This is a genomic window from Caballeronia ptereochthonis, assembly GCF_001545075.1.
Taxonomy (GTDB): Bacteria; Pseudomonadota; Gammaproteobacteria; order Burkholderiales; family Burkholderiaceae; genus Caballeronia; species Caballeronia ptereochthonis.
Map to the genome: position 1 here is coordinate 1 of NZ_FCOB02000057.1, position 26,693 is coordinate 26,693.

Genomic DNA, 26,693 nt, shown 5'->3' on the forward strand with positions numbered 1-26,693 from the left:
GTTGCGTCATCGTGATGCCTCCAGGTCGTTCGTTTTCTAATAGTACCGCTTACCGTCACTATAAGCAGGTGTTTTGCGGAGGTTCCTTAACGTGTTCATTGTTTCGACGACGAAAGGGCCATGGCAAAACCTATACTCGACGACGAACTCTGGGCACTCATCGAACCGTTGCTGCCCCCTCCGAAACTTCGGCGCCACCGTTACCCAGGGCGCAAGCCGCTCGACAATCGTGCAGTGCTGACAGGCATCCTCTTCATCTTGCAGACGGGCCTGCGTTGGGACCTGCTTCCTCGCGAGATGGGCTGTGGCAGCGGCATGAGTTGTTGGCGCCGCTTGCGTGACTGGCAGGAGGCCGGCGTCTGGGACCAGCTGCACCAGGTGCTCCTTGCGCGGTTACGCGCTGCCGACCAAATCGACTGGTCTCGCGTCATTGTCGATTCCTCTTCAATCCGTGCTGTGGGCGCGGGTCAAAAACAGGACCGAATCCCACGGACCGCGCGCGACCCGGTTCAAAGCACCACCTCATCACCGAAGCGCAGGGTATCCCGCTCGCGGTGATACTCACTGGCGCCAATCGTCACGACGTCACCCAACTCCATCCTCTGGTCGAGGCTATCCCGCCCATCAGCGGCAAGCGTGGCAGACCACTATCGAAGCCTTGGGTCGTTCAAGGCGACAGGGGCTACGACCACGACAAATATCGACGTCCGTTGCATGCAGCAGGCATTGCCACAGAAATTGCCCGGCGCGCTCAGCCGCACGGCAGCGGATTGGGTAAAACACGCTGGGTCGTGGAGCGAACCATTTCGTGGCTTCACAACTTTCGCCGGCTACGCATCCGCTTCGAACGGCTCGCTTTCATCCACGAAGCCTTCATGAAAATCGCCCGCTGCATCATCTGTTGGCGAAGATTGAAGAACTCATTGTGTTAAGGCCTGTAAGGGCAGCAAGCACCGATGGTGCGACAAGCTCGTCCTCGGTTTCATACCAGAGCCAAAATCGATCCGCTGGTTTACCCTTCTCGCGAAGGATGCGCGTCACCTTCGTCACATAGAGAGTGTTTCCCTTCTTGCGCAGTACGTGAGCAAGCAATTTCGATGCGTCTAGCTCGCGACAAAGGCTAAGGAGGCTGCCAGTATCGCTAGCGAACCAGCCGACAGGTACCACATGTTCGTCGCAGTTGTCAGGTTGAGGAAATACAAGAAAACAAGTGCCATCGTGAATCCAACCGACGAGACTCAGTGCGTGGTACGGCTTCGCAAAAGCTTTGATTACCGGGTTGCGCTGCTGCGGGCGCCTTTGCCGGCGACAGGGAACGTCGTCGCTTCGTGCTCAACGCCGACGGCGCGAACCCAAGGGCGCGCGCAAGTTGTGACTCAAAAGCTACGGACGGGAAAGGTGTGAATTCGGAATATCTTGGGGATGCGGCATCTCCACTCTCAGCGTCCCCATATTTCTGCTCGAACAATCTTGGCCGAGAACCTTCGGAAGCTTCGTGCCGCGCGCGGCTGGTCGCAAGAGATGCTCGCTGCAGAAAGTCAGCTGGACCGATCGTTTGTCGCGCACGTCGAACGCGAAGGCAGAAACGTGTCGATCGATAACATCGACAGGCTTGCAAGGGCATTCGACATCAGTGTGGCTCAATTATTTACCTGCTCCGAAAAGCAGTTTGGTCACGGGACGAGGGACCGCTCAGCGCCGCAGGAAGGGTAGCGCCCTGTCTCTGCCGCCCCCGCGTTAGGCGGTCGCACACCGTAGAGTGAGCATCACCAAGAGCCTTGTCCGTGGAGTCCTCGGATTGGCTGGTTTTCGAATTCACTCGTGGCGCCTGCCCAACGGGCGGAGTCGATGAAAAGGCAAGAAATAATGTTGTACGACGAGATTTAATGGACCACTGAGCTGCGAATCTACGGGCGAGTTGTAGGATCGCCCAGGTTTGTTACGAAAAAAACACTCTTCAAATCATGTACCTAGCTCGCGATAACGTTACTGCGTATAGATAATTGTTGTTGAACGCCTTCACGACCGGCCGGCCGATCTGCTGCTCGACCCAGCGGCTCTCGGGCGTGCCCTTCTCGATGCCCTCGATGCGCCCGTCGCGCTGCTGCGGATAGTAGTTGCCGGTATCGATCACGACGACGCTCGCCGGCACGCCCGCGAACAGGTCCTTCGGCAGATTCGGCACTTTTGCCTCGGGAATCGTGACGACGACAACATCCGCGTCCTTTACCGCTTCGCGCGCCTCGACGGCCGTCGCGCCCGTCTCCCGCGCGACGTCGGCAAGCGACGCCGGTCCGCGCGAATTGGCGATGCGCACCTCGTGCCCGTTTTCGCCGAACCGCAATGCCAGCACGGAACCGATATTCCCGGCTCCGATTATTCCGATTTTCATACTGCCTCCTGTTGAAATGAAGGTGTAAGCCGCCACCTCCCGCGAAGGAAACCGACGGCACGCATGCAAGCACGATGCCTCACGCGGGAAAACGCGAAGTATCAGGTCAATAGCCCTGACCTATCTCCACAATAAAATCAATCCAATTCGCAATTACGATAGTTTTCCTGTATAGTTCACTTACTTCTTCAACACCACTCCAAAAGGAACCTGGTAATGCCCATCATCAACAGCCAAGTCAAGCCGTTCAAAGCAACCGCCTACCACAACGGCGATTTCACGACCGTCACCGATGAAAGCCTGAAGGGCAAGTGGTCGGTGTTCGTGTTCTACCCGGCCGACTTCACTTTCGTGTGCCCGACCGAACTGGGCGACCTGGCTGACCGCTACGAAGAGTTCAAGAAGCTCGGCGTGGAAATCTATTCGGTCTCGACCGACACGCACTTCACGCACAAGGCATGGCACGACACGTCGGACACGATCAAGAAGATCAAGTATCCGATGCTCGCCGACCCGACGCTCGCGATCTCGCGCAACTTCGACGTGCTGATCGAGGAAGAAGGCCTGGCGCTGCGCGGCACGTTCGTGATCAACCCGGAAGGCGAGATCAAGCTGTGCGAAATCCACGACAACGGCATCGGCCGTGACGCGGGCGAACTGCTCCGCAAGGTTCAGGCTGCGCAGTACATCGCCAAGAACCCGGGTCAGGTGTGCCCCGCCAAGTGGACGCCGGGCGCTGAAACGCTGACCCCGTCGCTCGACCTGATCGGCAAGATCTAAGTCGCTGCTGTCTGCGCTCTCTACGAGTCGCATCGGACCTGCCGCAGTTCAGCGGCAGGTTCACCCCAGAAAAAAACGCGTTCGTCCGGCGCTGCGATTTCCGCAGCGTCGCGGCGCAACGCGTCCGTATACCCCAGTCAAGGAACGGACATCGCCATGCTCGACGCCAATCTCAAGAATCAGTTGAAAGCGTATCTGGAAAAGCTCACCCGGCCGATCGAACTCGTCGCCTTCCTCGACGACGGCGACAAGTCGCGCGAGCTGAAAGGCCTGCTCGACGACATCGCCTCGCTGTCCACGCGGATCAGCGTCGTCGAGAAAGAGGACGCGGGCGCGCGCCGTCCGTCGTTCACCATCGGCGAGCCGGGCAAGCCCGCGGGCATTCAGTTCGCCGGCATTCCGATGGGCCACGAATTCACGTCGCTCGTGCTGGCGCTGCTGCAAACCGGCGGCCACCCGATGAAGCTCGACGACGCCACCATCGAGCAGATCCGCAATCTCGAAGGCGATTACGCATTCGAGACGTACTTCTCGCTGTCGTGCCAGAACTGCCCGGAAGTCGTGCAGGCGCTGAACATGATGGCGCTCATCAATCCGCGCATCAAGCACGTCGCGATCGACGGCGCGCTGTTTCAGCAGGAAGTCGAGGCGCGCCAGGTGATGGCCGTGCCGACGATGTTCCTCAACGGCGAAAGCTTCGGCTCGGGCCGCAGCGGCGTGAAGGAGATCCTCGCGAAGCTCGACACGGGCTCGGCCGAACGCGCGGCGAAGGAATTGGAAAGAAAGCCGGTGTTCGACGTGCTGATCGTCGGCGGCGGCCCGGCCGGCGCGGCGGCGGCGATCTACGCGGCGCGCAAGGGCATTGCGACGGGCGTGGTCGCGGAGCGCTTCGGCGGCCAGGTGCTCGACACGATGGCGATCGAGAACTTCATCTCCGTGCAGGAAACCGAAGGACCGAAGTTCGCGACCGCGCTGGAGCAGCACGTCAAGAGCCATGAAGTCGACGTGATGGATGTGCAGCGCGCCGAGAAGCTCGTGCCGGGCCGCGTGAACGAGATTCATCTCGCGAGCGGCGCGATGCTGAAAGCCAAAACCGTGATTCTCTCGACCGGCGCGCGCTGGCGCGAAATCAACGTGCCGGGCGAGCGCGAGTATCGCGGCCGCGGCGTGGCGTACTGCCCGCACTGCGACGGCCCGCTCTTCAAGGGCAAGCGCGTCGCGGTGATCGGCGGCGGCAATTCGGGCGTGGAAGCGGCCATCGACCTGGCGGGCATCGTCTCGGCGGTGACGCTCATCGAGTTCGGCAACGAGCTGCGCGCCGACGCGGTGCTGCAGAAGAAGCTGAAGAGCCTGCCGAACGTGACCGTCGTCACGCAGGCGCAGACAACCGAAATCTCCGGCGACGGCAAGAAGGTCAACGGTCTCGCCTACACGGACCGCGCGACGGGCGAAAGCCACCGCCTCGAGCTGGAAGGCGTGTTCGTGCAGATCGGTCTCGTGCCGAACACCGAGTGGCTCAAGGGTACGGTCGAGTTGTCGAAGCACGGCGAGATCGTCGTCGATGCAAAGGGCGCGACCTCGGTACCCGGCGTATTCGCCGCCGGCGACGTGACCACGGTGCCGTACAAGCAGATCGTGATCGCGGTCGGCGAAGGGGCGAAGGCATCGCTCTCCGCGTTCGATCATCTGATCCGCGCGTCGGTGGAAGACGATGTAGTGGCCGAAGAAGAAGAAGTGGCGGCGTGAGCGGCTAGCCTGAGGTCATGATGGCCGGAGGCGAACGGGGCGACCCGTTCGCCTTTTTTGTTGCCCTCACTCCGTCGCGTCGCCCGCCGTCTTCGGCTCCAGCACGAGCGGAAACGTCACCTCGAACATGCTGCCGCGCCCTTTCGTCGACTCGAAGCGCAACTCGCCCTTCAGCGTGCGCGACAGTTCCTTGACGATCGCGAGCCCGAGCCCCGCGCCGGGGATGTCGGCGGAGGCGGCGCGCTCGAACTCCTCGAACACGCGCTCCTGGTCCGCCGTGCCGATGCCCACGCCCGTGTCGGCGACGAGCAGCTTCCAACGTTCGCCGGGCGCCGCGGCGATCGAAAACAGGATCTCCCCCGACGACGTGTACTTGATCGCGTTCGACAGCAGATTCAGCGCGACCTGCTTCACCTTCAGCCGGTTCGACGTCACCGGACCGAGCGAAGGATCCAGATGACCGACGAGCTTCAGCCCCTTCGCCTCGGTCGAAACGCGGCACGCCTGCATCAGTTCGTCGAAGAGGCCGACGGGATCGAATGGCTCGACGGTCAGCAACGAATCGTCGCCGAGCACTTTCGAGTATTCGACCATTTCGTCGACGAGCGTCGCCATGTCGGCGACCTGCCGGTTGGCGAGCCCGAGCGCCGTATCGCGCTTGGTGGGCGAGCGCGAGGCGAGCTGCAGCGCCGTCGAGAAGACGTTGAGGAAATTGCGCAGGTCGTGTGCGACGCGCCGCGTGATCTGCATGCGCGTCTCGTAGAGATCGCTGATGAGCTTCTGCCGCAGCGTCAACTCGTAGTTCGCGCGCTCCAGCATGCCGGTGTATTCGTCGATCTTGCGATCGCGCTCGCCGACCGCCTCGCGGATCGACGCGAGCGTGACGAAGCTCACCACCTCGTCGGTCATGAGGCGCGCGCGCTCTTCGTCCGCGCGGGAAAAACCGGGGTGAGCGCCCGCGTATTCGCCGATCGCCAGAAGCAGCACCTGGCGAAACAGATCGAGCTCGCGCACCAGTTCGTCGATGCGATAACCCTGCTTCCAGCGCCACTGCCCATGCTGGCGCGCATTGCGCTCGATCGCGCCTTCCTGGTTGCGCACGTTGTGCGACTCCAGCACGATGCAGATTTCGTCGAAGATGGCCGGCAGATGATCCGCGAGCTGCCGATAGGTGAGTTGATCGGAGTGCTCGACTTCCTGGTCGCCGAACACGAGCTTCATCCATCGCTCGGTGAGCGCCTGCTGTTGCTCGCGCAGCGCGGCCACCAGACCGTCCGAGCCGCCGACTGACGTGTCGCTCATCTCCGAATTCCCGACTGAGGGCGCCGGACGACGGCGCGTATGGTGATCGTGGCATGCAATCGAACGCAACGCTCGATGACGCCCCGGCCCGCCCGCGAATGCACCGCCAGTATAGGCCGATGCTTGCGCGCAAGTCGCAAATCCGAGTTTTCTCTTGCACTTTCCGGCACTTTTTCAGACGCGGTGGGCACACGCCGGATTCGGTATTCGCTGCCCCGGCTTCATCGCGAGCGCGGCTGCTCGGCCCGATCGCCGGCGGCCTGTCCGAGCAGCATGTCGTAGAGCGCCTGTGCGGCCGGCGACAGCGATGCCGTCTTGCGCGTCACGAGCACCAGCGCCCGCTTGACCGTTGGCTCGACCAGTTCGATCGCGCGCACGGACGGATACGCGTCCTTCTGAATCGCGAGCCCCGGCACCACCGCCGCTCCGACGCCCTGCGCCACCAGCCCGAGCGCCGTGGAACTCCGCTGCACTTCGTAGAAAGAGTGCAGTTCGATGCCGCTGCCTTCCAGCGCGGCGTCGATCAGCGACCGGTTGCCGCTCACGTCGCCCGCAAGGATGAGCGGATAGTCCGAAAGCGCGCGCCACGCGATGCGCCTGCGCCCCGCGAGCGGATGATCGCGGCGGCAGACGAGCACGTAGCTGTCCTCTATGAGCGGCGCCGCATGCAGTTCCGGATGATGCTCCCCGGCGATCTTGATGCCGAATTCCACTTCACGATGGAGCACCGCCTGCGCCACCGCGGAAGACGCGTGATCGAGAATCCGGATGCGGTTGTGGGGATGACGCGCGGAATAGGCCTGCAGGACGCGCGGCAGATACTGCACGCCGACGGTCGGCACACAGGCGATCGACACGTCACCGCGCTGCGCCATGCCCGTCTCGCGAATCTCCACCAGCGCGGCGGACAGTTCGGCGAGCAGACGCCTTGCTTGCGGCAGAAAAGTGCGGCCCGTTTCGGTGAGATTCATCGACCGGGTGGTGCGCTCGATCAGCGGCACGCCGAGAAAATCCTCGAGCTTCTGCAGGCGCTGGGTGATCGCCGTCTGCGTGACGTGGAGGCGCTCGGCCGCGCCCCTGAAGCTTCCCTGATCGGCGATGGCGACGAAGGCCTGCACACCGAGCGTGTCGATTTTCATAAGAAAAATCAAATAATCCGCAGCATAAATTCATTTTACGCCACGCTCGCCCGAGTCCAGAATCGCGCCTGTCCAACCACACGACATCGATGGGAGCCCGACATGACGACATCATCGGCCGACTGGCAAGCCCGGCAATACACGCTGTTCGAAGAGGAGCGCACGCGCCCCGTGCGCGATCTGCTGAACGCGGCGCAGGCCGCGACCGCGCGCACGGCGGTGGATCTCGGCTGCGGCCCGGGCAACTCGACCGAAACGCTGCTCGCCTATGCGCCGGATGCCAGTGTCCTGGGCGTGGACAATTCCGGCGACATGATCGCCGCGGCCAGAAAGCGCCTGCCGCGGATCGAATTCGAACTGGCCGATATCTCCGCGTGGAAGGCGGAAGGCCCGTACGACCTGATTCTCGCCAACGCTTCGCTGCAGTGGGTGCCCGATCACGAGACGCTGTTTCCGGGTCTCGTCGCGAAGCTCGCGGAAGGCGGCCGGCTCGCGGTGCAGATGCCCGACAACCTCGACGAGCCCGCGCATCGCCTGATGCGCGAGGCCGCCGCCGACGGTCCGTGGCGCGACAAGCTGAAGGGCGCCGAGCGCACCGCGCGATATCGCGCGGAGTGGTATTACTCGCTGCTCAAGCCGCAATGCGCGCGCGTCGACGTGTGGCGGACCACCTACCATCACCCGCTCGAAGGCGGCATCGACGCGATCATCGAATGGTTCAAGGGCACGGGGCTCAGGCCGTTCCTCGCGAGGCTCGACGCACAGGAAACGCCCGCGTTCCTCGAGCGCTATCGCGCCGGCCTGAAAAGCGCGTACACGGTGCTCGGAGACGGCACGGTGCTTCTGCCCTTTCCGCGCATTTTCATCGTCGCGACGCGCTGAGCCGCTTCGCGTCAGTGCGGGCGGCTCCGTTCGCGCAGCATCTGCGCGAACTGCCGCGCGGCGGGTGACAGCGCGCCGCCCTTGCGCGTGACGATGCCGAAGGTCTGCGACTTCGACTTCATCCGCACCGGCAGGATGCGCAGCATGCCGTGGCGCTCGAACACCTGCGCGACGCTCGCCGGCAGGATCGACACGAGTTCGGCGCTCTGCTGAAGAAGCGTCACCGTCATGAGCGGCGAGGCGGTCGAGATCGGGTTGGCCGGCATCGGCAGGCCGGCGAGATCGAGTTCGCGCTCGAGCAGCGCGCTCATCGGCAGATAGCTCGGATACGTGACCCAGCGGTAACGCGCGAGATCCGCGAAACCAACCTCGCGCGCGCCCGTGCGCTCGTGACCATGACCGACGACGATGCACAGCGGCTCGTCCGTCAGCGGCTGATAGTGATATTTCGACGGCTGATCCGACACGCTCGACCGCCCGATCACGAGATCGACGCGGCCGTCGTCGAGCATCGGCAGCATGCGCGCGCTCGTATCCTCGACGATCTCGATCGCGAGATCAGGATGCTTCGCGTGCATCTCGTTGACGATCGGCGCGACGACGCCCGGCACCGCGCCCATGATCGTGCCGACCGTCAGCCGCCCGCCCGTGCCCGCGCGGATCTGCGCGACTTCCTGGCACAGCGAGCTCAGGTCGGCGGCGAGCACGCGCGCGTAGCGCACTACGCAGCGGCCGAACGGGTTCGGGATCAGCCCGCTCTTCGCGCGCTCGAAAAGCGGCGCCTCCAGCATCGATTCCAGCTCGGCGAGCGCCTTGCTGGCGGCGGATTGCGTCATCGCCATCGCGCTCGACGCCTTGTGCAGGGATTTGTGATCGTCGAGCGCGATCAGCAACTGCAGCTGCTTCATGCGCAGCCGCGACATCAGGACATCGAGCGTGTTCTTCATGCGGGCACTGCTGGGGAACATGCGACAGGGGGTGATTCCAAAAAGCGATCAAGCGATGGAAAGGTTTCACTATACAGCGGCACGCGCGAGGCCGTATAGTCGGCGCAAGGCGACGGTCATCGTACAACTGACCGCTACGAATCACTCCAAGCAAGGACGAGACATCATGCAACTCACAGGCAATCTGCTCATCGGCCAGGAATCGGTCTTCGGCTCGAACGGCTCGATCAAGGCCGTCAATGCGTCGACCGGCGCGGCCATCGAACCGGCTTTCGGCGGCGCGACGCTCGCCGATCTCGACCGCGCGTGCGCGCTCGCATGGGCCGCGTTCGACATCTATCGCGAGACCGCGCCCGAGGCGCGCGCGACGTTCCTCGAAACGATCGCGCAGAACATCCTCGATGTGGGCGACGACCTGATCGAGCGTTGCATGATCGAAAGCGGCCTGCCGCGCGCGCGGCTAGAAGGCGAGCGCGGCCGCACGGTCGGCCAGTTGCGCATGTTCGCGGACGTGGTCCGCAACGGCGACTTCCTCGGCGTGCGCATCGATCCCGCGCAGCCCGAGCGCAAGCCGCTGCCGCGCGTCGATCTGCGCCTGCGCCACATCGGCGTGGGGCCGGTGGCCGTTTTCGGCGCGAGCAACTTCCCGCTCGCGTTCTCGGTTGCGGGCGGCGACACGGCTTCGGCGCTCGCCGCCGGCTGCCCGGTGATCGTCAAGGCGCACTCGGCGCATCCGGGCACGGCGGAGCTCGTCGGCCGCGCGGTGCAGAAGGCCGTGAAGGACTGCGGCATGCCCGAAGGCACGTTCTCGCTGCTGTTCGACAGCGGCCGCGACGTCGGCCAGGGTCTCGTGAAGGACAACCGCATCAAGGCGGCGGGCTTCACGGGCTCGCGCGGCGGCGGCACGGCGCTGATGAAGCTCGCCGCCGCGCGCCCCGAACCGATCCCCGTCTACGCGGAAATGAGCAGCATCAACCCGGTTCTGCTGTTCCCGAGCGCGTTGAAGAACCGCGCCGAAGGCATCGCGAAGGCGTTCGTGCAGTCGCTCGTCCTGGGCGCGGGCCAGTTCTGCACGAACCCCGGCCTCGTGCTCGCCGTCGACGGTCCCGACCTCGACAAGTTCATCGAGGCGGCATCGGCGGCGCTCGCCGAGACCGCCGCGCAGACGATGCTCACGCCGGGCATCTGCAAGACCTATCAGAGCGCCGTGGCGCGCGCCGCCGGGCAAGCCGACGTGGCGACCGCCGCGCGCGGCGTCGAAGCGAAGGGTGAGAACCAGGGGCAGTCGGCGCTGTTCGTCACCACCGCCGAGGCGTTCCGCAAGAGCCACGAGCTGCAGGAAGAGATCTTCGGCGCGTCGTCGCTCGTCGTGCGCTGCCCGGACCTCGCGACCATGCGCGAGCTGATCGAATCGCTGGAAGGCCAGCTGACCTCGGCGCTGCACATCGACGAAGCCGATCACGCCGACGCGCGCAGCTTCCTGCCCGCGCTCGAGCGCCGTACCGGCCGCATCCTGGTGAACGGCTTCGGCACGGGCGTGGAAGTCGGTCACGCGATGGTTCACGGCGGCCCGTACCCGTCGACGGCGGATGGCCGCTCGACCTCGGTCGGCAGCCTCGCGATCAACCGCTTCCTGCGCCCCGTGAGCTATCAGGATCTGCCCGACGCGCTCCTGCCCGACGCGCTCAAGACCGACAATCCGCTCGGCCTGAACCGCCGCATCGACGGCAAGCTGCAGCTGGCGAAGTAAAGACTCGCCTGACCGACACGGGCCGCGGCGCGAATCTCGCGTCGTGGCCCGTGTCGTTTTTGCGGGTCATTCGAACGCGGAAGGTGCGCTTTCCGGGCGATGCTTCGGGATCCCGATCAAATTTCCGCGCGGCGCAAGCGGTCCGACCAATCCGTGTTTACACGACTGGCGCGTCCACGCAACAACAGGCAGCAGCGTCGCGCCATCCATCACACGCGCGAATCGTTTTGGCATCAGTGGTTTATCCGCCAGCCACGCCCCCTTGTCGTTTAACGGCTAAGGATTGGCGGTTCAACACCGCCGGCGGCATCCCAAAATGTCAGAAACACACAGTGAGCGAGAGAGAGCGAGGCACTCCGCGCGAAGCCTGATCCGGCGCCGCACACGCACCGATCCGACGCTTTCACACCATATCAGGGCCACGCGCCGGACGTTTCGATCAGGCGCGATACGAGGCAGGCGAGTTGCAATGATGTAGTCGCTTAACTTTCGGCGGCCCGCGATTGGTGCGAAAGGCAATTGACGTCTGAAGGTGGTTGAACCATATTCGGATTGTCGTTTCCCACCGGCGTGCATTTCACGCCGGGAAACAATACGAAGGATTGTTGCCGCGGGCTTTTGTCCCGATGTTCGAGGCGCGACGAGTCAGCGCGCATTGGCGGCCACGTTTTCGCACATGTCCTTCGAGGGCTCCAGCATGACCACGCGTCTGACGTTTCCCGCATCCATGTTCTCCGTCGTCTGCCAGCGGTGCGGCAGCACGATGCGCAAAAACGCCGACAGTTGCCCTAATTGCGGCGCCGATCGAAACGCCGCGTTCGGCACGAAGCGCGAGTCCGGAGAAGCGAAGCCGCGCGCCCCCATGTTCGAGCAGACGGCTTCGGCCTCCGCCGCCGCATCGATGGGTGACGGCGAGCGCGCCGAGCCGACCATGCGCCCCAGTTGGCCGGGCTGGGACGCGAAGCGCGCGAGCGAGCGCATCGCGGAAAAGGCCGCGGAGTATCGCGCGAGGCGCGCGGAGGCGCACGCCCGCAACGCCTACGCCGATTCCGGCGATGACGCCGACGCCCTGCCCGGCTCCGACCGCTGGAACAGGAAGAAAACCATCATCGCGAGCGCGTGCGGGCTGGTGCTGCTCGCCGGCGCCGCGTTCTATCTTCAGCTCGGCGATTCCGACAGCGAGAGCACGCCGTCCGCCGATCACAGCGTTTCCGGTGTGATCGATTCGAAGATCGGTCCGCTCGTGCGCGGAGGGACCGAAGCGCCCGCCGCGCCGGCCATCGCGGAGCGGCGCAAGCAGGCCGATGTGCGCACGCTCGCTCCGGGCGATGCCCTGCAAGGCGTGCGCGCCGCGCTCGATCAGCACGATCTCGGCGGCGCCCGGGCGCGGCTCAAGGCGCTTTCCGCGCAACAGCAGGCGCGCGTGGAGTACGAATCCCTGAAGGACGAGCTCGTGAAGCGTGAGCTGCAGCGCGACGCCGCACTGCAACTGGCGCGCGCCTGCGAACGGACTTCCGCGTGGGCATGCGTGCAGCAGAACGCGGGCGAAGCACTCGCGCTGGACGGCAGCAACGTCGAATCGCAGGCGATGCTGGAGCGCGTGATCTCGCACGCGGGCTGGCTCGCGCCTTCGGCATCGGCGGCGCTGGCGAAGAAGGTTCCGTCGCCCGCGCCCGCAACCGCCGCGGCGACGCCCAACACTCCCGCCGCGAGGAGCACGACAACCGCTCCCGCTCAGGCGAACGTCGCGCCGGCCGCCAGACCGAACGTCATCACCCAGAGGCCCGCCGACAGGCGCACGGCCCAACGCAGTGCCGCCGCGCACCAGTCTGCGGAAGAAGCACGCGCCGAAGCCGCCCAGGACTCGCGCGCGGAGAAGATCGCACGCGGCCAGGCGGCGACCAACGCGATCACCGCCACGACGATCCTGCCGCCCATCGTCGCCACGACGAGGACGCCGCCGCAATCCGCCACGCAATCCGCCACGCCGCCTGCGCCGCCCCAATCCGTGGCCAAGGCCAATCCGGCGCCCACCACGCAGGCCCCGGCGGCACGCGCGCCGCAGCCGCACTATATCGGCGAGGAAGAGTCGCAGCCTGCCGCCGCGGCCAATCCACACGCGCCCTACTACATCGGCGAAGAACCCGCGCAGCCGGCCGCTCCCGCTGCCCGAACGGGCGCTCCGCGCGCCCCGTACTATCTTGGCGAGGATCCGCCGCAGCCCGCCGCGCCCGCTCCCGCCCCGCGCTCCACCGTGCCGCGTCCGCCGCAACCGACGAGTCAGGGCGGTTCGCTCCAGCCGTCGGCCGCGACCATGCACGCCGTGCCCCGTCCGCCCGCGGCCAGCGCGCAGCCCGTCGCGACTGTCGTCACGCCGCGCGTTCCCCCGCTCCTGGGCGAGCCGTCCACACAATCGAACGCATCGACTCGCGCCGCGCAGCCGGTCACGAGCACGGCCGCTTCGCCGCAGTTCGCCAACACGCCGGCCGGTTCGCATATCGACTCCGACAAGTCGGAAGAACTCGAACGCGCCATCAAGCAGTACGGCTGGAGCAGCGGCGACGCGCCACAGAAGCCGTCGCGATAAAGCGGCACGGCGCGCATGCAAGAACGAATACAAAAGCGAATACAAGAACCACGAAGAGAGACAACAACGACGCACGGCAAGCACACGTCACGCGAACCGCGTTGAGCCGCATGTGAGTGACCGGGCATGACCGGATTGCGCGCGATACGTACCCCCGCGTACGCAGCGCGCGAGTTTCAGAGCACCCGTCCAACTCCGATAAAGGGTCAATCATGTTCATCACGAAATGCATGCGCAATGCCGCACGGGGCACGCTGGCGCTCCTCGCCGTCGCCGGGCTCGCCGGCGCGGGATCGAGCTTCGCCGCCGATCCGATCCCCTACAAGATCACCACGGGCCAGGAACGCGGCACGTATATCCAGATCGGCCAGGATCTGTCGAAGTATGTGGCCGAGCCGGCGGGCATCGACCTGGAAGTGCTGCCGTCGAAGGGATCGGCGGAAAACGTGCAGCGCATGCGCTACGAGCCCGGCGTGAAGTTCGCGCTGGTGCAGTCGGACGTGTATCAGGCCTACATGGACATGGCGACCTCGGGCAACGCGGATGCCGGCAAGATCATCAAGCCGCTGCGGCTCATCATGCCGCTGTATGACGAGGAGATCTATTTCGTCGCGCGCTCGGACTCGCCGATGAAATACATCCACGAGATCAAGGGCAAGAACATCAGCGTGGGGCCGATCGGCAGCGGCACGGCGCAGTCGGCGGAGACGCTTTATCGGCTGATGTTCGGCGAGCCGATCGCCGATGCGAACGAGCAGCATCTCAACAACGAGGATTCGCTCGCGCGGCTGATCGTCGGCAAGATCGACGTGGCGGTGATCGTCGCGGGGCAGCCGGCGAAGCTCTTCCAGGACATGAATCCGGAACTGCTGAAACAGATCAAGCTCCTGCGTCTCGATTCGAGCGCGCCCGAAACCGCGCGCGCGAAGCAGACCTACTTCCCGGCGACGATCCGTACCTCGAGCTATCCGAACTGGATTCAGGAAGACACGCCGACGCTCACCGTGAAGGCGTTCCTCGTGACCTACGACTACGGCCTGCGCGGCACGGTCGGCGCGCTGTCGAAGTTCGCCGATTCGCTGTGCGCGAATTTCGACACGCTGCAGGCCAACGGCCATCCGAAGTGGAAGCAGGTGCATCTCGAACTGCCGCCGCTCACGCGCGGCTGGAAGTACTACCCGCCGATGGAGAAGCACTTGCGCGCGTGCATCGCGCAGCGCACGGCGGCCGCGGAGCAGTCGCAAAATCCGGCGCGGCACGTGTCGGCGCGTCAACAGGAAGCGTCCGAGCAGAAGGTGAAGAAGGCGAGCTGCACGGCGCAGGAGAAGCTGCTGCTGTTGTGCGATCAGTGAGGCGGCGCGCTCACTTGAAGAAAAAGCCGGCGGCAAACCCTTTCGTTCGACAGGGCAGCCGCCGATCCAGCGCTAGGCGCGCAGCTTCGGCATGAGCGCCGCGAGCCGCGTCATGCCGCGCTCGATCGCCGCGACGTTCGTGCCGCCATAGCCGAGCAGCACGCCTTGCTGCATCGGCTGGCCTGCATAGAACCCGCGAATGCCGTAGATCCCGACCGACACCGCGCGCCGCCGCGACTACGTCATCCTCCCGCCAAGGCGCGGCGAGCCGCGCGACCAGATGGATGCCGGCCGTTGCGGGCAGCGGCTCGAACCACGGCGCCAGATCGCCCGTCAAGCGCGCGATCAATACCGCGCGGCGCTCGGCGTACCACTTGTGCATGCGACGCAGATGCTTCGCGTATTCGCCGTTGAGCATGAACGCGCCGAGCGCCGTCTGCGTGAGCATGCAACTGTGCCAGTCGCAGACCTGCTTCGCATTCCGGAGCGGTTCCGACAGCGTCGCGGGCGGCACCACGTAGCCCAGGCGCAGGTCGGGAAAGAGCGTCTTCGAGAACGTGCCGACATACGCGACGAGTCCCGCGCGGTCGAGACTCTTCAGCGATTCCACCGGCCGTCCCTCGAAGCGGAATTCGCCGTCGTAGTCGTCCTCGACGATCACCGCGCCGCGCTTCGCGGCCCATTCGAGCAACCCGACGCGCCGGTCGAGACTCATCGGCATGCCGAGCGGGAACTGGTGCGACGGCGTCACGTAGACGAGCCGCGTGTTCCGCGGCAGCTTCTTCACGATGATGCCCTCGCCGTCCACCGGGACCTGCGCGATGCGCGCGCCGAGCGCCGCGAAAAGCGCGCGCGCGGGCGGATAGCCCGGCTCCTCGACCGCGACGACATCGCCGGGCTGAATCACGACGCGCGCGAGCAGATCGAGCGCCTGCTGCGCGCCCTGCGTGACCAGCACATCCTGCCAGTTGCACACGACCGCGCGGCTGAAGGCGAGATAGCGCGCGATGCCGAGCCGCAACTCCTGCTCGCCGCCCGGATCGCGATAGCTCGCCATGCCGCCGCCCGTGCGCGCCTGCATGCGCAGCGCCTGATTGAGGCAGCGACGCCAGGCGTCGTAGGGAAAGAGCGTCTTGTCGGTCGCGCCGCCTTTGAAGTCGCAGTCGAGCGTTTCGTGAGCGGGGGGCATCGGCATGGTCATGCGCTCGGGCATCCTGCGCCATATGCCGGTCGCGCGGGCGCGCGCCGAAACCGGTTCGGGACGCACGGAGGGCAGCCGCGCGAGCCCGTCGGCGACGAAGGTGCCGTCGCCCGCGCGCGTGCGCAAGAAGCCTTCCGCGATGAGGCGCTCGAAGACATCGAGCGCGGTCTTGCGTGAGACGCCGAGCTGCACGGCGAGATCGCGCGTGGACGGCAGGCGCGCGTTGGCGGCCAGGCGCCCTTCGATGATGCCCGCGCGCAGTTGCGCATAGATCTGGCCGGTCAGGTCGCGGCGGCCGTGCAGGGTGATGTGGATGTCCAAGGTGTCACACGCGGATATGGGCCTCGAGTGGTTACCTTAGCATGGGCGCTCCGGTTCATTCCGCATGGCCAGTTGAGCCTTGTCCGAACACCGCCTGACAAAGCGTCACCCCCTCCGACGTCAACCACGCGCTCCCCGTCCCCTCCTCGCTCATCCGCATCTCGACGAGGCCGCCTTCCACAAGCCCCGTCAACTGCCGCCTGAGCGCGCTCATCGGCAAGCCGGACTGCTTCGCCAGCCTGGCGAGCGACCAGGCGCGCCCCGGCGTCTCCTCGCGCGCGCGCCAGAGCTGCGCCAGCACGGCGACGAGCGCCGGATCGATGTCATCGCTCATGTGCGTTCTCCCCTGTTCCTGCCCTGCCCGCTCGCGCGCCGATCTCGCCGACGAGCTCGCCCAGCCGCTGCAACGCAGCCTCGCTCGCCGCCGTCCACGGATAGCTGTAATTGAGCCGGATGTAGTGGCTGAAGACGTTGCGCGTCGAGAACATGTAGCCCGGCCCGACCGTGATGCCGCATTCCAGTGCGGCGCGATAGAGCCGCATCGAATCGACCCGCTCCGGCAGCTCGACCCACAGCACGTAGCCGCCTTGCGGCGCGGACGTCCGCGTGCCCGCCGGAAAGAAGCGCTCGACCATTGCGCTCATGATGCGCGCCTGCTGCCGATACAGCTTGCGCACGCGCCGCAGATGCCGGTCGTAGCCGTCCTGCCGCAGATAATCGGCAATGGCGACTTGCGGCACGGAGGGCGTCGTCAGCGTGTTGAGGAACTTGAGCTTCTCGACCTGCGCGCGAAAGCGCCCCGGCATGGCCCAGCCGATGCGGTACGACGCCGTCAGGCTCTTCGAGAACGACGCACAATGCAGCACGAGCCCCTTCGTGTCGAAGTTCTTGAGCGTCGAGGGGCGCGCATCGCCGTAGTAGAGCTCGTGATAGACGTCGTTCTCGATGACCGGTATGTCGTGTGCGGAGAGGAGCGCGACGAGCTGGCGCTTGCGCTCGTCCGGCATCTGAAAGCCGAGCGGATTCTGGAAGTTCGGCATCACCATGCATGCGGCGATCTTCCGCCTCGCTATGATCTGCGCCAGCGCCCCGATGTCGATGCCGTCGGCCGGATGCGTCGGCACCTCGATCGCGCGCATGCCGAGACGCTCGATCGCGTGCAGCATCGCATAGTAAGTCGGCGATTCGACCGCAACCGTGTCGCCGGGCCTCGCGACCGCCTGCAGGCTCAGGTTGATCGCCTCGGTCGCGCCGACGGTGATCACGATCTCCTCCGGGTCGACCGGCACGCCGTTCTCCGCATAGCGCCGCGCGATCTGGCGGATCAGCTCCGGATTGCCCGGCGGCAGGTCGTCGATGAGATTCCAGCTCGAGTGCCGCCGCGCGATCGCGTTGGCGTACTGGTTGATGCGCCGCCACGGGAACGGCCCGGGATCGGGATAGGGCGAGCCGAACGGCACGGCGTCGTGCGCGCGGATGCTGCGCAAGGTCGAGAGCACGAGCCGGCTCACGTCGACTTCCGACGCGGTTGCGATCACGCGCTTCGGCTGACTGCGCGTCGCGCCGGCCTGCGGCTTCGCGCGCACGAAATAGCCGGATTGCGGGCGCGTCTCCAGAATGCCGCGGCTTTCCAGGATCGCGTACGCGTGCAGCACCGTCTTGATGCTCAAGTCGTAGCGCTGGCTTGCCTGCCGCACGGACGCGATCTTCTCGCCCGGTGCGAACACGCCGCGGCGCACGGCTTCTTCGATTTCATCGGCGAGCTTCTCGTACAGCTTCAAGGGGCGCTTTCCTTTTCCTCGGGACGTCGGTTGCAGTCTATGTCAAAACGTCGCAACTGTATCCCTCCGATTTCGCTTTTTCTGTGCGCCGCGTCCGTTTCGGAACACAGTACGCTGCGTGTCATTGCACGCTCCATCGAAATCGAACGCCATGAAGAAGCCGGAACCTCGCATCGAACCTTATACGCATCCCGCCGCGGGCTGGGGCGCGCTGAAGCAGGTCGCGATCAATCTCGTCAAGGAGAAGGTGGCGGGCGGGAACTACCGGACGCTCTTCAAGCAAAACCAACCCGACGGCTTCGACTGCCCGGGCTGCGCGTGGCCGGACCGCGAGCACGCCTCGACGTTCGAGTTCTGCGAGAACGGCGTGAAGGCCGTCGCCGCCGAGGCGACGAGCAAGCGCGTCACGCCCGCCTTCTTCGAGGAGCACACGGTGTCCTCGCTGATGGAGCAGTCGGATTACGAACTGGAGCAGCACGGGCGGCTCACCGATCCGCTCGTCTACGACGCGAAGCGCGACCGCTACGTGCCGATCGAATGGGACGCGGCGTTCGAGCTGATCGCCTCGCATCTGAAGAAGCTCGACGATCCGAACCGCGCGGCGTTCTACACGTCCGGCCGCGCGAGCAACGAAGCCGCGTTTCTGTATCAGCTGTTCGTGCGCATGGTCGGCACCAACAACTTCCCCGACTGCTCGAACATGTGCCACGAAGCGACGAGCCGCGGCTTGCCGCATACCGTCGGCATCGGCAAGGGCACCGTCACGCTCGACGATTTCGAGCACGCCGACACGCTCCTGCTGTTCGGCCAGAATCCGGCGACGAACCATCCGCGCATGCTCGGCGAGCTGCGCGACTGCGCGAAGCGCGGCGCGACCATCGTATCGATCAATCCGCTGAAGGAGCGCGGACTCGAACGCTTCGCGAGCCCGCAGCACACGTTCGACATGCTGTCGCCGAAAGGCGTGAAGATCAGCTCGGTGTTCATCCGCCCGAAAGTCGGGGGCGACTTCGCGCTCATCAAGGGCGTGGCGAAGCGCGTGATCGAACTCGACGATGAAGCGCGCGCGAACGGCGGCGAACGCGTGCTCGATGTCGACTTCATCGCGGAGCATACGGTCGGCTTCGACGCCTTCGCCGACGACCTGCGCGCCGAAAGCTGGGATGCGATCGTCGCGGAATCGGGCGTGGAAATGGACGACTTGCTCAAGCTCGCCGACATTTACGCGAACGGCCGCGCCGTCATCGCGACGTGGGGCATGGGCCTCACGCAGCACAAGAACTCCGTGCCGACGATCCAGCTTCTATCGAACCTGATGATGATGCGCGGCAATATCGGCCGGCGCGGCGCGGGGCTATGCCCGGTGCGCGGCCATTCGAACGTGCAGGGCGACCGCACGGTGGGCATCGAGGAAAAGCCGACGCAGGCGTTTCTCGACAGGCTCGGCGCGGCGTACGATTTCGAGCCGCCGCGGGAGCACGGCTACGACGTCGTCGAGACCATCCATGCGATGCTGGAAGGCCGCGTGAAGGTGTTCATCGGCCTGGGCGGGAACTTCTCGATTGCGACGCCCGACACGCCGCGCACCTGGGAAGCGATGCGCGCGTGCGACCTGACCGTGCACATCACGACCAAGCTCAACCGCAGCCATCTCGTGCACGGCCGCGACGCGCTCATTCTGCCGACGCTCGGCCGCACCGAGATCGACCTGCAGAACGGCGTGCCGCAAGGCGTGAGCGTCGAGGATTCGATGAGCATGGTGCACATCTCGTACGGCATGAACAAGCCGGCGTCGCCGAATCTGCTTTCCGAGGTGGCGATCGTCGCGCGCATGGCGCAGGCGACGCTCGGCTCATCGAAAGTCGACTGGCTCGCGCACGCGAACGATTATTCGCTGATCCGCGACGGCATCGAGAAGGTGATCGACGGCTTCGAGCGCTACAACGAGCGCCTGAAGCATCCGGGCGGCTTCCATCTTGGCGTGGCCGCGCGCGACCGTGTGTGGAAAACGCCGAGCGGCAAGGCGCAGTTCATCGTGCACGAAATCGCGCGCGATACGCCGATCCATCGCGCCCGCGCGCGTCACGGAGAGCGCCTGATGACGCTCATGACGACGCGTTCGCACGATCAGTACAACACGACCATCTACGGTCTCGACGACCGCTATCGCGGCGTGTACGGCCAGCGCCACGTGCTGTTCGCGAATCGCGAGGACATCGACATGCTCGGCTTCGAGCCGGGCGAGTTCGTGGATATCACGAGCGTGTGGGACGACGGAGTCGAGCGCCGCGTGAACGGTTTCAAGCTCGTCGAGTACGACATTCCGCGCGGCTGTCTCGGTGCGTACTATCCGGAGACGAACCCGCTCGTGCCGTTGTCTTCGGTAGCGGATGGCGCGGGCACGCCGACGTCGAAATCCATCCCCGTGCTGCTGACGTCTGCCGATCGGACCACGGCCTGACCGCCGTGCCGGACCACGCGCGGCCGAGCACGGCCTGACGCGCCTTCTGCCGCCGGCGAATACGGCGCTCGAGCGCGTCCGCGCCGCTGAAACGGCGATCGACGAACGCGCCCAGCAGCGCGAGAATCGCCACCCAGGCGATCCCGCCGGCGGCGATGCTGTCGAACCGGTCGCTAAACCAGGCGCCGCCCAGCATGGCGGCGGCGAACACCAGCAAGACCCACGCGAACGGCGGGCAATGCTCGTGCTCGATGCGAACCCGGCTCCAGGCTCCCATGCGCTGCTGATAGCCACTCAGGGAATAAGCGCCGATGGCGTGATTCATTCTGTTCTCCCGACTTTCCATGCGTTTGCCTTTGCGCAAACTTACGCAGTGGGAGAACCCTTCGATATCAGACTATTCCGAACAACAGGTTCGGCATCGAGTCATTGATTTTTCTGCAAAAGGCTGACCACAAGCCGCGAACGCGGCCTGCGCCGCTACTTGGCCCCGGCGAACTCCTGAATCTCCGCGTCGGCTTCGCCCGCGAGCGGAACCACGCCGGACGGCCCCGTCGCATGCGGCTGCAGCAGCAGTGCGACGAGCCCGCTCCAGCCCGTCTGATGCGATGCGCCGACGCCGCGCCCGTTGTCGCCGTGGAAGTACTCGTGATAGAGAATCAGGTCGCGCGAGCGGGGATCGGCCTGCAGCAGCGGATACGCGGCCATCACGGGCCGCTCGCCGCTCCTGTCGAGCAGAAAGAGCGTCGTCACGCGGCGCGCGAGCTCGTCGGCGATCTGCGCGAGCGAGAAAGTCTGCCCGGAACCGGTCGGATATTCGACGCGGAAATCGTCGCCGTAATAGCGATGGAATTCGCGGATCGATTCGATCAGCAGAAAGTTGACAGGCATCCACACCGGCCCGCGCCAGTTCGAATTGCCGCCGAACACGCGCGAGTTCGACTCGCCCGGCAGATACTGGATGCTGAAGCTCTCGCTGTTGTGATAGAAGACGAACGGATTGTCGAGATGCACGCGCGAGAGCGCGCGCACGCCGTGATCGGAGAGGAACTCGGTTTCGTCGAGCATGCGCCTGAGCAGCGCCTTCATGCGATGCCCGCGCAAGAGCGAGAGCAGCACGCTGTTGCCCTGCCCCGCGATGTTCCAGCGCGACACGAGCCGCGACAGGTCCGGGCGATGCTCGAGGAACCAGTGCAGCCGGTCGCGCAGGCCCGGCAAGGAGCGATGCACGCGCGGCTCCAGCACCTGCACGGCGAAGAGCGGAATCAGCCCGACGATCGAGCGGATGCGCATCGGCACGCTCGATCCGTCCGGCAGGCGCAGCTTGTCGTAGAAGAATTCGTCCTCGCTGTCCCACAGGCCAGTCTCGCAGTTGTCCTCGCAGCTCACCGCTTCCGCGATATACAGGAAGTGCTCGAAGAATTTCACCGCGATGTCGATGAATACCTTGTTCGCATACGCGAGCTCCAGCGCGATGCGCATCAGGTCGAGCGCGTACGCGGCCATCCACGCGGTGCCGTCGGCCTGATCGATGTGCCCGCCCGTGGGCAGCGGCGACGAACGATCGAAGATGCCGACGTTGTCCAGCCCGAGAAAGCCGCCCTGGAAGATGTTGCGGTCATCCGCGTCCTTGCGGTTGACCCACCACGAGAAGTTGAGCAGCAGCTTGTGGAACACGAGCTCCAGGAAATCGCGGTCGCCGCGGCCGGTGATCGCGCGATCGATCTCGTAGACGCGCCACGTCGCCCACGCGTGCACGGGCGGGTTGGCGTCGCCGAACGCCCATTCGTAGGCGGGCAGTTGCCCGTTCGGATGCTGATAGCGGTCCTTCACGAGCAGCAGCAACTGGCGCTTGGCGAACTCCGGGTCGATCAGCGCGAAGGCCGCGGCATGGAACGCGAGATCCCATGATGCGTACCACGGATATTCCCACTTGTCCGGCATCGACACGATGTCCGCATTGCACAGATGCCGCCAGTCGGCGTTGCGTCCGAAGCGCCGCTGCTTCGGCGGCTTGGGCTGGAGCGGATCGCCGTCGAGCCAGCGCGTGACGTCGAACTGGTAGTACTGCTTCGACCACAGCATGCCCGCGAGCGCCTGACGCTGGACGAGCCGCTGATCGGCGTCGGCGATGCCGTGCTGCAGCGCGCCGTAGTATTCGTCCGCTTCCGCGAGGCGGCGCGCGAAGAGCGCATCGGCATCGAGCGGCACGGCGTCCGGCGCGGATTCCGGCCGCCAGCGCATGTACACGACGGCCTTGCCGTGCGCCTCGAGCTCCAGATGCGCATGCGCCGCGGCGCGCGTGCCGGCGTCCCGGCGGATCGCGTCTTCGTCGCCATACAGGATGTAATCGTTGAAGCCGTCCTTGAACGGCCCCTCGCCCTCCATGCGAAAGAGCCGTTTGACGTTGGTCTCGTTCTCGCAGAAGATCCAATCGACGCCATCGGCGTCCGGCGTCCACGCGGTGACGACCATCGGCTCGTGGCCGCCCTGTTGCGCGAGCACGTAAGTGCCTTGGCCCTCGACCGTCGCCACTTTCAGCGACGGCTTGACGGGCGTCGGCTTCCACGACCACGTGTTGCGCGCCCAGATCTGCGGCAGCACGTCGAGCGCGGCGGCCACCTGGCCGCGATTCTCGATCGTGACGCGCATCAGGATATCGTCGGGCGTGTGCTTCGCGTATTCCACCAGCACGTCGAAGTAGCGCTCGTCGTCGAACACGCCGGTGTCGAGCACTTCGTACTCGGGCACGTCGGCGCCGCGCCGCGCGTTTTCGTCGACGAGATCGGAGTATGGAAATGCCGCATGCGGATACTTGTACAGCATGCGCATGTAGGAATGCGTCGGCGTGCCGTCGAGGTAGAAGTACAACTCCTTCACGTCCTCGCCGTGATTGCCCTCCTCGTTCGTCAGACCGAAGAGGCGCTCCTTGAGGATCGGGTCGGCGCCGTTCCAGAGCGCGAGCGAGATGCACCAGTTGAGCTTGTCGTCGCCGAAGCCCGCGAGGCCGTCCTCGCCCCATCGATACGCGCGGCTGCGCGCATGATCGTGCGGGAAGTATTCCCACGCGGTGCCGAATTCGCTGTAATCCTCGCGCACCGTGCCCCATTGGCGCTCGCTCAGATAGGGCCCCCAGCGCTGCCAGATCGGGCAATCGGTCGAATGGAGCCGTGAGCCCTCGACGGTATCGATCTGATTGACGGGGCGCGATTTCGGCATGGACGTCTCCTCGTTTGCGGCGCGCAAATCAGCGGGCAAGAGTCGTAATTTAGCGCGTTTGGCGTCTTCACGCGCGCACCGTGCCCGGTGGCGCTCAGGCCGCGCCGAGCAGTTTCTCGATGCGCAGCAGCTCCGCGAGCGACCACGCCTGGAACGGCGTGCCGCCGGGCGTGTGGGGCGCGTCGCCGTCGGCGACTTCGCTGATGTGATCGAGGCCGTATCGATCGAGATGCGCATGCAACGGCGCAAGAAAGCGCTCGCGCGCGCCTGCCGTGCCGTGCACGCGCACCCATGCCTCGACGAAGGGACCGATCAGCCACGGCCACACGGTGCCCTGGTGATACGCGCCGTCGCGCTCCAGCACGCCGCCCGCGTAGCGCGGACGGTACGCCGGATCGGATGGCGCGAGCGTGCGCAGGCCGAGCGGCGTCAGAAGCTGCGCTTCGACCTGATCGACGACCGCCCGCGCGATCTCGCCATCGACGAGCGAAAACGGCAGGCCGCCGACCGCGAAGATCTGATTCGGGCGCATGGCGCGATCGAGCTTGCCGGGCTCGTGATCCGCATCGACGACATCGTGGAGCGTGCGCGTATCCGGATCGACGAAGCGCTCGGCGAACGCTTGCCGCGCCCGATCGCGCAAGGCCTGCCAGCGCGGACTCCACGCGCAGGCGATGGACAGCGCGTTGATCCACAGCGCCTGCACCTCGACCGGCTTGCCGATGCGCGGCGTCACGACCCAGTCGCCCGCTTTCGCGTCCATCCAAGTAAGTTGCACGCCGGGGACGCCCGCGCGCAGCAGGCCGTCCGCGTCGGCGGCGATGTCGAAGCGCGTGCCGCGCGCATAGCCGTCGAGGATCGCATCGGCGGCGTGTTGCAGGCGGGTCGTCGTCGCGGCGTGCGCGTGGCCCGTCGCCAGATAGTCGTGCACCGCGACGATGAACCACAGCGAGGCGTCGACGGCGTTGTACTCCGGCAGGCCGCCGCTGTCCGGAAAACGGTTCGGCACCATGCCTTCGGAAATCGTGTCGGCCCATTCGAGCAGAATCGACTCCGCTTCCTGATGCCGCCCCGACGCGAGCAGGAGGCCGCGCATCGAGATGAACGTGTCGCGTCCCCAGTCCGTGAACCACGGAAAGCCCGCAATGATGGTGCGCCCCACGTTGCGATTCACGACATAGGCATCGGCCGAGCGCGCGAGCCGCGAGCCGAATGCCGCGCGCCGCTCGGCTTCCCGCGAGGCCACATGAGACGCGTGCGCGAACGCGCTTTCCCCGAGCGGCTTTTCGTGGCCCGCGTGGGCGTGCAGGATCAACACGGCTTCCGCGCGCGCGAGGTCGAAGGTGAACACGCCGGGCGTCGCGAGATCCTCGACGAAATCGAGACCGCGTTCACGTTCGCGCACGTAGCAGAAGTTGCGATACCAGTCGGGTGCGTGCTCATACGCGCCGTTGGAAGTCGCGCAGATGACGGGCAGATCGCCGTAGGGCTGCCATTGCACGCGTTCGCCGTCGAGCGTGGCGTTGAAGGAAAACGCCGGGTTCTCGTGATGCAGCGCGTGATAGTCGCGTCCGGACACGAGCGGGCGCACTTCCAGACGCGCCGCTTCGAACGCGGGCGTGGCCGCGTCTTCGAGACGCCAGCGCAGGACGGTTTCGCGGCTTTCCTTGGCGACGAATACTTCGGCCAAGACGACCGCCTCCTCGCCGATGCGAAAGCGCCAGGTCGGCCAGGGCTCGGTATCGAAGGACAGCAGGCTCGCGGATGCATCGGGATAGCGCACGTCGGGCGCGTAGTGCTGCATCGTCAGGGGGATGCGCCGGCCGTTCATGTCGAGCCACGCTTCGACGCCGTTCACGAGCACGACGCGTCCGGCGGGCGGTTGTGTCGCGGCGAGCAGCAGCGCCTGATAGCGCCGTGTGCGCATCGTGCCGACCGTGCCGGACGCGAAGCCGCCGAAGGCGTCGGCTTCGAGCCATTCGTCTTCGAGGCGAGCGTCGTCGATCGGCGACTGATCGGAGCGTTCGATACGCGTCATGGTCTGGCCTTCTGACGGTATTCCTTGAGCGCCTTGCGTGCTTTCGTCTGAATTGCGCGCTGCATCTGCGGGGTCCAGCCGAACAGCCAGCCTTTCATGCCGAATGCCTGACGGCTCCAGCGCCAGAGATCGAAGACGTCGGTGTGTTCGGCGATGAGGCCGTCGCGGATGGCGAAGCGCGCATTGATCTCGTTGACGACGGTGTTGCCGGTTGCCGAATACGTATAGCGCGCGACGGCTTTCGCGCTTGCGACCTGGCCGATGGATTTGATGCTGTCGTAGGTGAGCGTGAAGTCGGTCGCGCGGCCGAGCAGCATGCGCCACATGTCGCCGGCTTCCTTGCCGTGCAGTACGCCGAAGACGGGGTCCTGGAACAGGATGTCGGGGGCGTAGCAGGCGGCCATCGATTCCGCATCGAGGTTCTGGAAGGCGGTGTAGAAGCGTTCTATCAGGGCGGTGTTGGGGTTGGGCATTGGGGGCGCGGTTTGCTCGTTGTTGTCGTTCGTTCGTTTGCTTGCTTGTTTGTTTGCTTGCGCTTTCGTGAAATCCCGATTTCTTCGTGGTTTATTAGCACTGCCCCTCCCCGGGGCGGGGGTCACTTTCTTTGCTGCTGCAAAGAAAGCAACTGTATTGAAGGTCAAGTGCAAAGGCACAAGGAATCATGGTTTGGGTGGGTTCCAGGGCGTGGCATCGCGCATCATGGCGTTGAGCTGGGTGAGGAGCTTGCGCATGCCGGCGACGAAGGCGACCTTGGTCTTCTTGCCTTTGGCACGCAGCCGATCGCAAAACGCCTTG

General features: G+C 65.4%; 19 protein-coding genes and 2 pseudogenes. 9 read left to right on the top strand and 12 right to left on the bottom strand.

Features of this window, described 5'->3' with window-relative positions; all coding sequences use genetic code 11:
- Nucleotides 1-120 precede the first annotated feature (120 nt).
- A protein-coding gene (locus AWB83_RS34140; protein WP_087050018.1) for an IS5 family transposase occupies nucleotides 121-932 on the top strand; the annotation gives its coding sequence in 2 pieces (ribosomal slippage) (nucleotides 121-469 and nucleotides 469-932; 813 coding nt in all).
- A gap of 538 nt (nucleotides 933-1,470) precedes the next feature.
- A complete protein-coding gene (locus AWB83_RS34145) occupies nucleotides 1,471-1,713 on the top strand; it encodes a helix-turn-helix domain-containing protein (RefSeq protein ID WP_244197986.1) in 243 nt (80 codons plus the stop codon).
- A gap of 244 nt (nucleotides 1,714-1,957) precedes the next feature.
- On the opposite strand, the gene AWB83_RS34150 is transcribed toward AWB83_RS34145, so the two are convergent.
- Nucleotides 1,958-2,392 carry an NAD(P)-binding domain-containing protein gene (locus AWB83_RS34150; RefSeq protein ID WP_244197987.1) on the bottom strand — a complete coding sequence of 145 codons (435 nt, stop codon included), beginning with the start codon at nucleotides 2,390-2,392 and terminating at the stop codon, nucleotides 1,958-1,960.
- Between the two features lie 216 nt (nucleotides 2,393-2,608).
- Here AWB83_RS34150 and ahpC point away from each other — a divergent pair, with 216 nt between their 5' ends.
- Both ahpC and ahpF read left to right on the top strand, forming a co-directional pair.
- Nucleotides 2,609-3,172 carry an alkyl hydroperoxide reductase subunit C gene (ahpC, locus tag AWB83_RS34155; protein WP_087050020.1) on the top strand — a complete coding sequence of 188 codons (564 nt, stop codon included), beginning with the start codon at nucleotides 2,609-2,611 and terminating at the stop codon, nucleotides 3,170-3,172.
- A 156-nt stretch (nucleotides 3,173-3,328) separates the two neighbouring features.
- Complete coding sequence (gene ahpF, locus AWB83_RS34160) at nucleotides 3,329-4,918, top strand: alkyl hydroperoxide reductase subunit F (RefSeq protein WP_087050021.1); 1,590 nt, start codon at nucleotides 3,329-3,331, stop codon at nucleotides 4,916-4,918.
- 66 nt (nucleotides 4,919-4,984) lie between these two features.
- Here the strand turns inward: ahpF and AWB83_RS34165 are convergent, their stop codons facing one another.
- Both AWB83_RS34165 and AWB83_RS34170 read right to left on the bottom strand, forming a co-directional pair.
- Complete coding sequence (locus tag AWB83_RS34165; RefSeq protein WP_087050022.1) at nucleotides 4,985-6,220, bottom strand: sensor histidine kinase; 1,236 nt, start codon at nucleotides 6,218-6,220, stop codon at nucleotides 4,985-4,987.
- A 221-nt stretch (nucleotides 6,221-6,441) separates the two neighbouring features.
- Entirely contained in the window at nucleotides 6,442-7,359 is a 918-nt protein-coding gene (locus tag AWB83_RS34170) for a LysR family transcriptional regulator (protein ID WP_087050023.1), read from the bottom strand.
- Between the two features lie 102 nt (nucleotides 7,360-7,461).
- Between AWB83_RS34170 and tam the strand changes: the two genes are divergently transcribed.
- On the top strand, nucleotides 7,462-8,241 hold the full coding sequence (tam, locus tag AWB83_RS34175) for a trans-aconitate 2-methyltransferase (protein WP_087050024.1): 780 nt from the start codon (nucleotides 7,462-7,464) through the stop codon (nucleotides 8,239-8,241).
- 11 nt (nucleotides 8,242-8,252) lie between these two features.
- Here tam and AWB83_RS34180 read toward each other — a convergent pair whose 3' ends face one another.
- The gene (locus AWB83_RS34180) at nucleotides 8,253-9,188 is read right to left on the bottom strand and encodes a LysR family transcriptional regulator (protein WP_087050025.1); all 936 of its coding nucleotides are present in this window, start codon (nucleotides 9,186-9,188) and stop codon (nucleotides 8,253-8,255) included.
- 166 nt (nucleotides 9,189-9,354) lie between these two features.
- Between AWB83_RS34180 and AWB83_RS34185 the strand changes: the two genes are divergently transcribed.
- On the top strand, nucleotides 9,355-10,938 hold the full coding sequence (locus AWB83_RS34185) for an aldehyde dehydrogenase (NADP(+)) (protein WP_087050026.1): 1,584 nt from the start codon (nucleotides 9,355-9,357) through the stop codon (nucleotides 10,936-10,938).
- 645 nt (nucleotides 10,939-11,583) lie between these two features.
- On the opposite strand, the gene AWB83_RS37475 is transcribed toward AWB83_RS34185, so the two are convergent.
- Nucleotides 11,584-11,763, bottom strand: coding sequence for a hypothetical protein (locus tag AWB83_RS37475; protein ID WP_244197988.1), 180 nt, complete (start codon nucleotides 11,761-11,763; stop codon nucleotides 11,584-11,586).
- Between the two features lie 37 nt (nucleotides 11,764-11,800).
- Between AWB83_RS37475 and AWB83_RS34190 the strand changes: the two genes are divergently transcribed.
- Nucleotides 11,801-13,525, top strand: a complete 1,725-nt coding sequence (locus AWB83_RS34190; RefSeq protein WP_244197989.1) for a zinc ribbon domain-containing protein — start codon at nucleotides 11,801-11,803, stop codon at nucleotides 13,523-13,525.
- Nucleotides 13,526-13,737: 212 nt separating this feature from the next.
- Nucleotides 13,738-14,877: a TAXI family TRAP transporter solute-binding subunit gene (locus tag AWB83_RS34195; protein WP_087050027.1), complete on the top strand. Its 1,140-nt coding sequence runs from the start codon at nucleotides 13,738-13,740 to the stop codon at nucleotides 14,875-14,877.
- Nucleotides 14,878-14,949: 72 nt separating this feature from the next.
- Here AWB83_RS34195 and pdxR read toward each other — a convergent pair.
- From pdxR to AWB83_RS34210, 3 genes and pseudogenes are all read right to left on the bottom strand, one after another.
- Nucleotides 14,950-16,399 (bottom strand): annotated as a pseudogene (pdxR, locus tag AWB83_RS34200) (MocR-like pyridoxine biosynthesis transcription factor PdxR).
- A 55-nt stretch (nucleotides 16,400-16,454) separates the two neighbouring features.
- On the bottom strand, nucleotides 16,455-16,733 hold the full coding sequence (locus tag AWB83_RS34205; protein WP_087050028.1) for a helix-turn-helix domain-containing protein: 279 nt from the start codon (nucleotides 16,731-16,733) through the stop codon (nucleotides 16,455-16,457).
- On the bottom strand, nucleotides 16,723-18,180 hold the full coding sequence (locus AWB83_RS34210; RefSeq protein ID WP_087050029.1) for an aminotransferase-like domain-containing protein: 1,458 nt from the start codon (nucleotides 18,178-18,180) through the stop codon (nucleotides 16,723-16,725). The genes AWB83_RS34205 and AWB83_RS34210 overlap by 11 nt, the downstream gene beginning before the upstream one ends.
- Before the next feature lie 151 nt (nucleotides 18,181-18,331).
- Between AWB83_RS34210 and AWB83_RS34215 the strand changes: the two genes are divergently transcribed.
- Nucleotides 18,332-20,641 carry an FdhF/YdeP family oxidoreductase gene (locus tag AWB83_RS34215; protein WP_087050030.1) on the top strand — a complete coding sequence of 770 codons (2,310 nt, stop codon included), beginning with the start codon at nucleotides 18,332-18,334 and terminating at the stop codon, nucleotides 20,639-20,641.
- Nucleotides 20,642-21,121: 480 nt separating this feature from the next.
- Here AWB83_RS34215 and AWB83_RS34220 read toward each other — a convergent pair whose 3' ends face one another.
- The 4 genes and pseudogenes from AWB83_RS34220 to AWB83_RS37480 form a co-directional block, all read right to left on the bottom strand.
- On the bottom strand, nucleotides 21,122-23,860 hold the full coding sequence (locus tag AWB83_RS34220) for an MGH1-like glycoside hydrolase domain-containing protein (RefSeq protein ID WP_087050031.1): 2,739 nt from the start codon (nucleotides 23,858-23,860) through the stop codon (nucleotides 21,122-21,124).
- Nucleotides 23,861-23,954: 94 nt separating this feature from the next.
- Complete coding sequence (locus AWB83_RS34225; RefSeq protein WP_087050032.1) at nucleotides 23,955-25,898, bottom strand: amylo-alpha-1,6-glucosidase; 1,944 nt, start codon at nucleotides 25,896-25,898, stop codon at nucleotides 23,955-23,957.
- Nucleotides 25,895-26,371 carry a nuclear transport factor 2 family protein gene (locus AWB83_RS34230; protein ID WP_087050033.1) on the bottom strand — a complete coding sequence of 159 codons (477 nt, stop codon included), beginning with the start codon at nucleotides 26,369-26,371 and terminating at the stop codon, nucleotides 25,895-25,897. The genes AWB83_RS34225 and AWB83_RS34230 overlap by 4 nt, the downstream gene beginning before the upstream one ends.
- Nucleotides 26,372-26,557: 186 nt before the next feature.
- Nucleotides 26,558-26,693: pseudogene (locus tag AWB83_RS37480) on the bottom strand (IS110 family transposase); the annotation flags it as partial.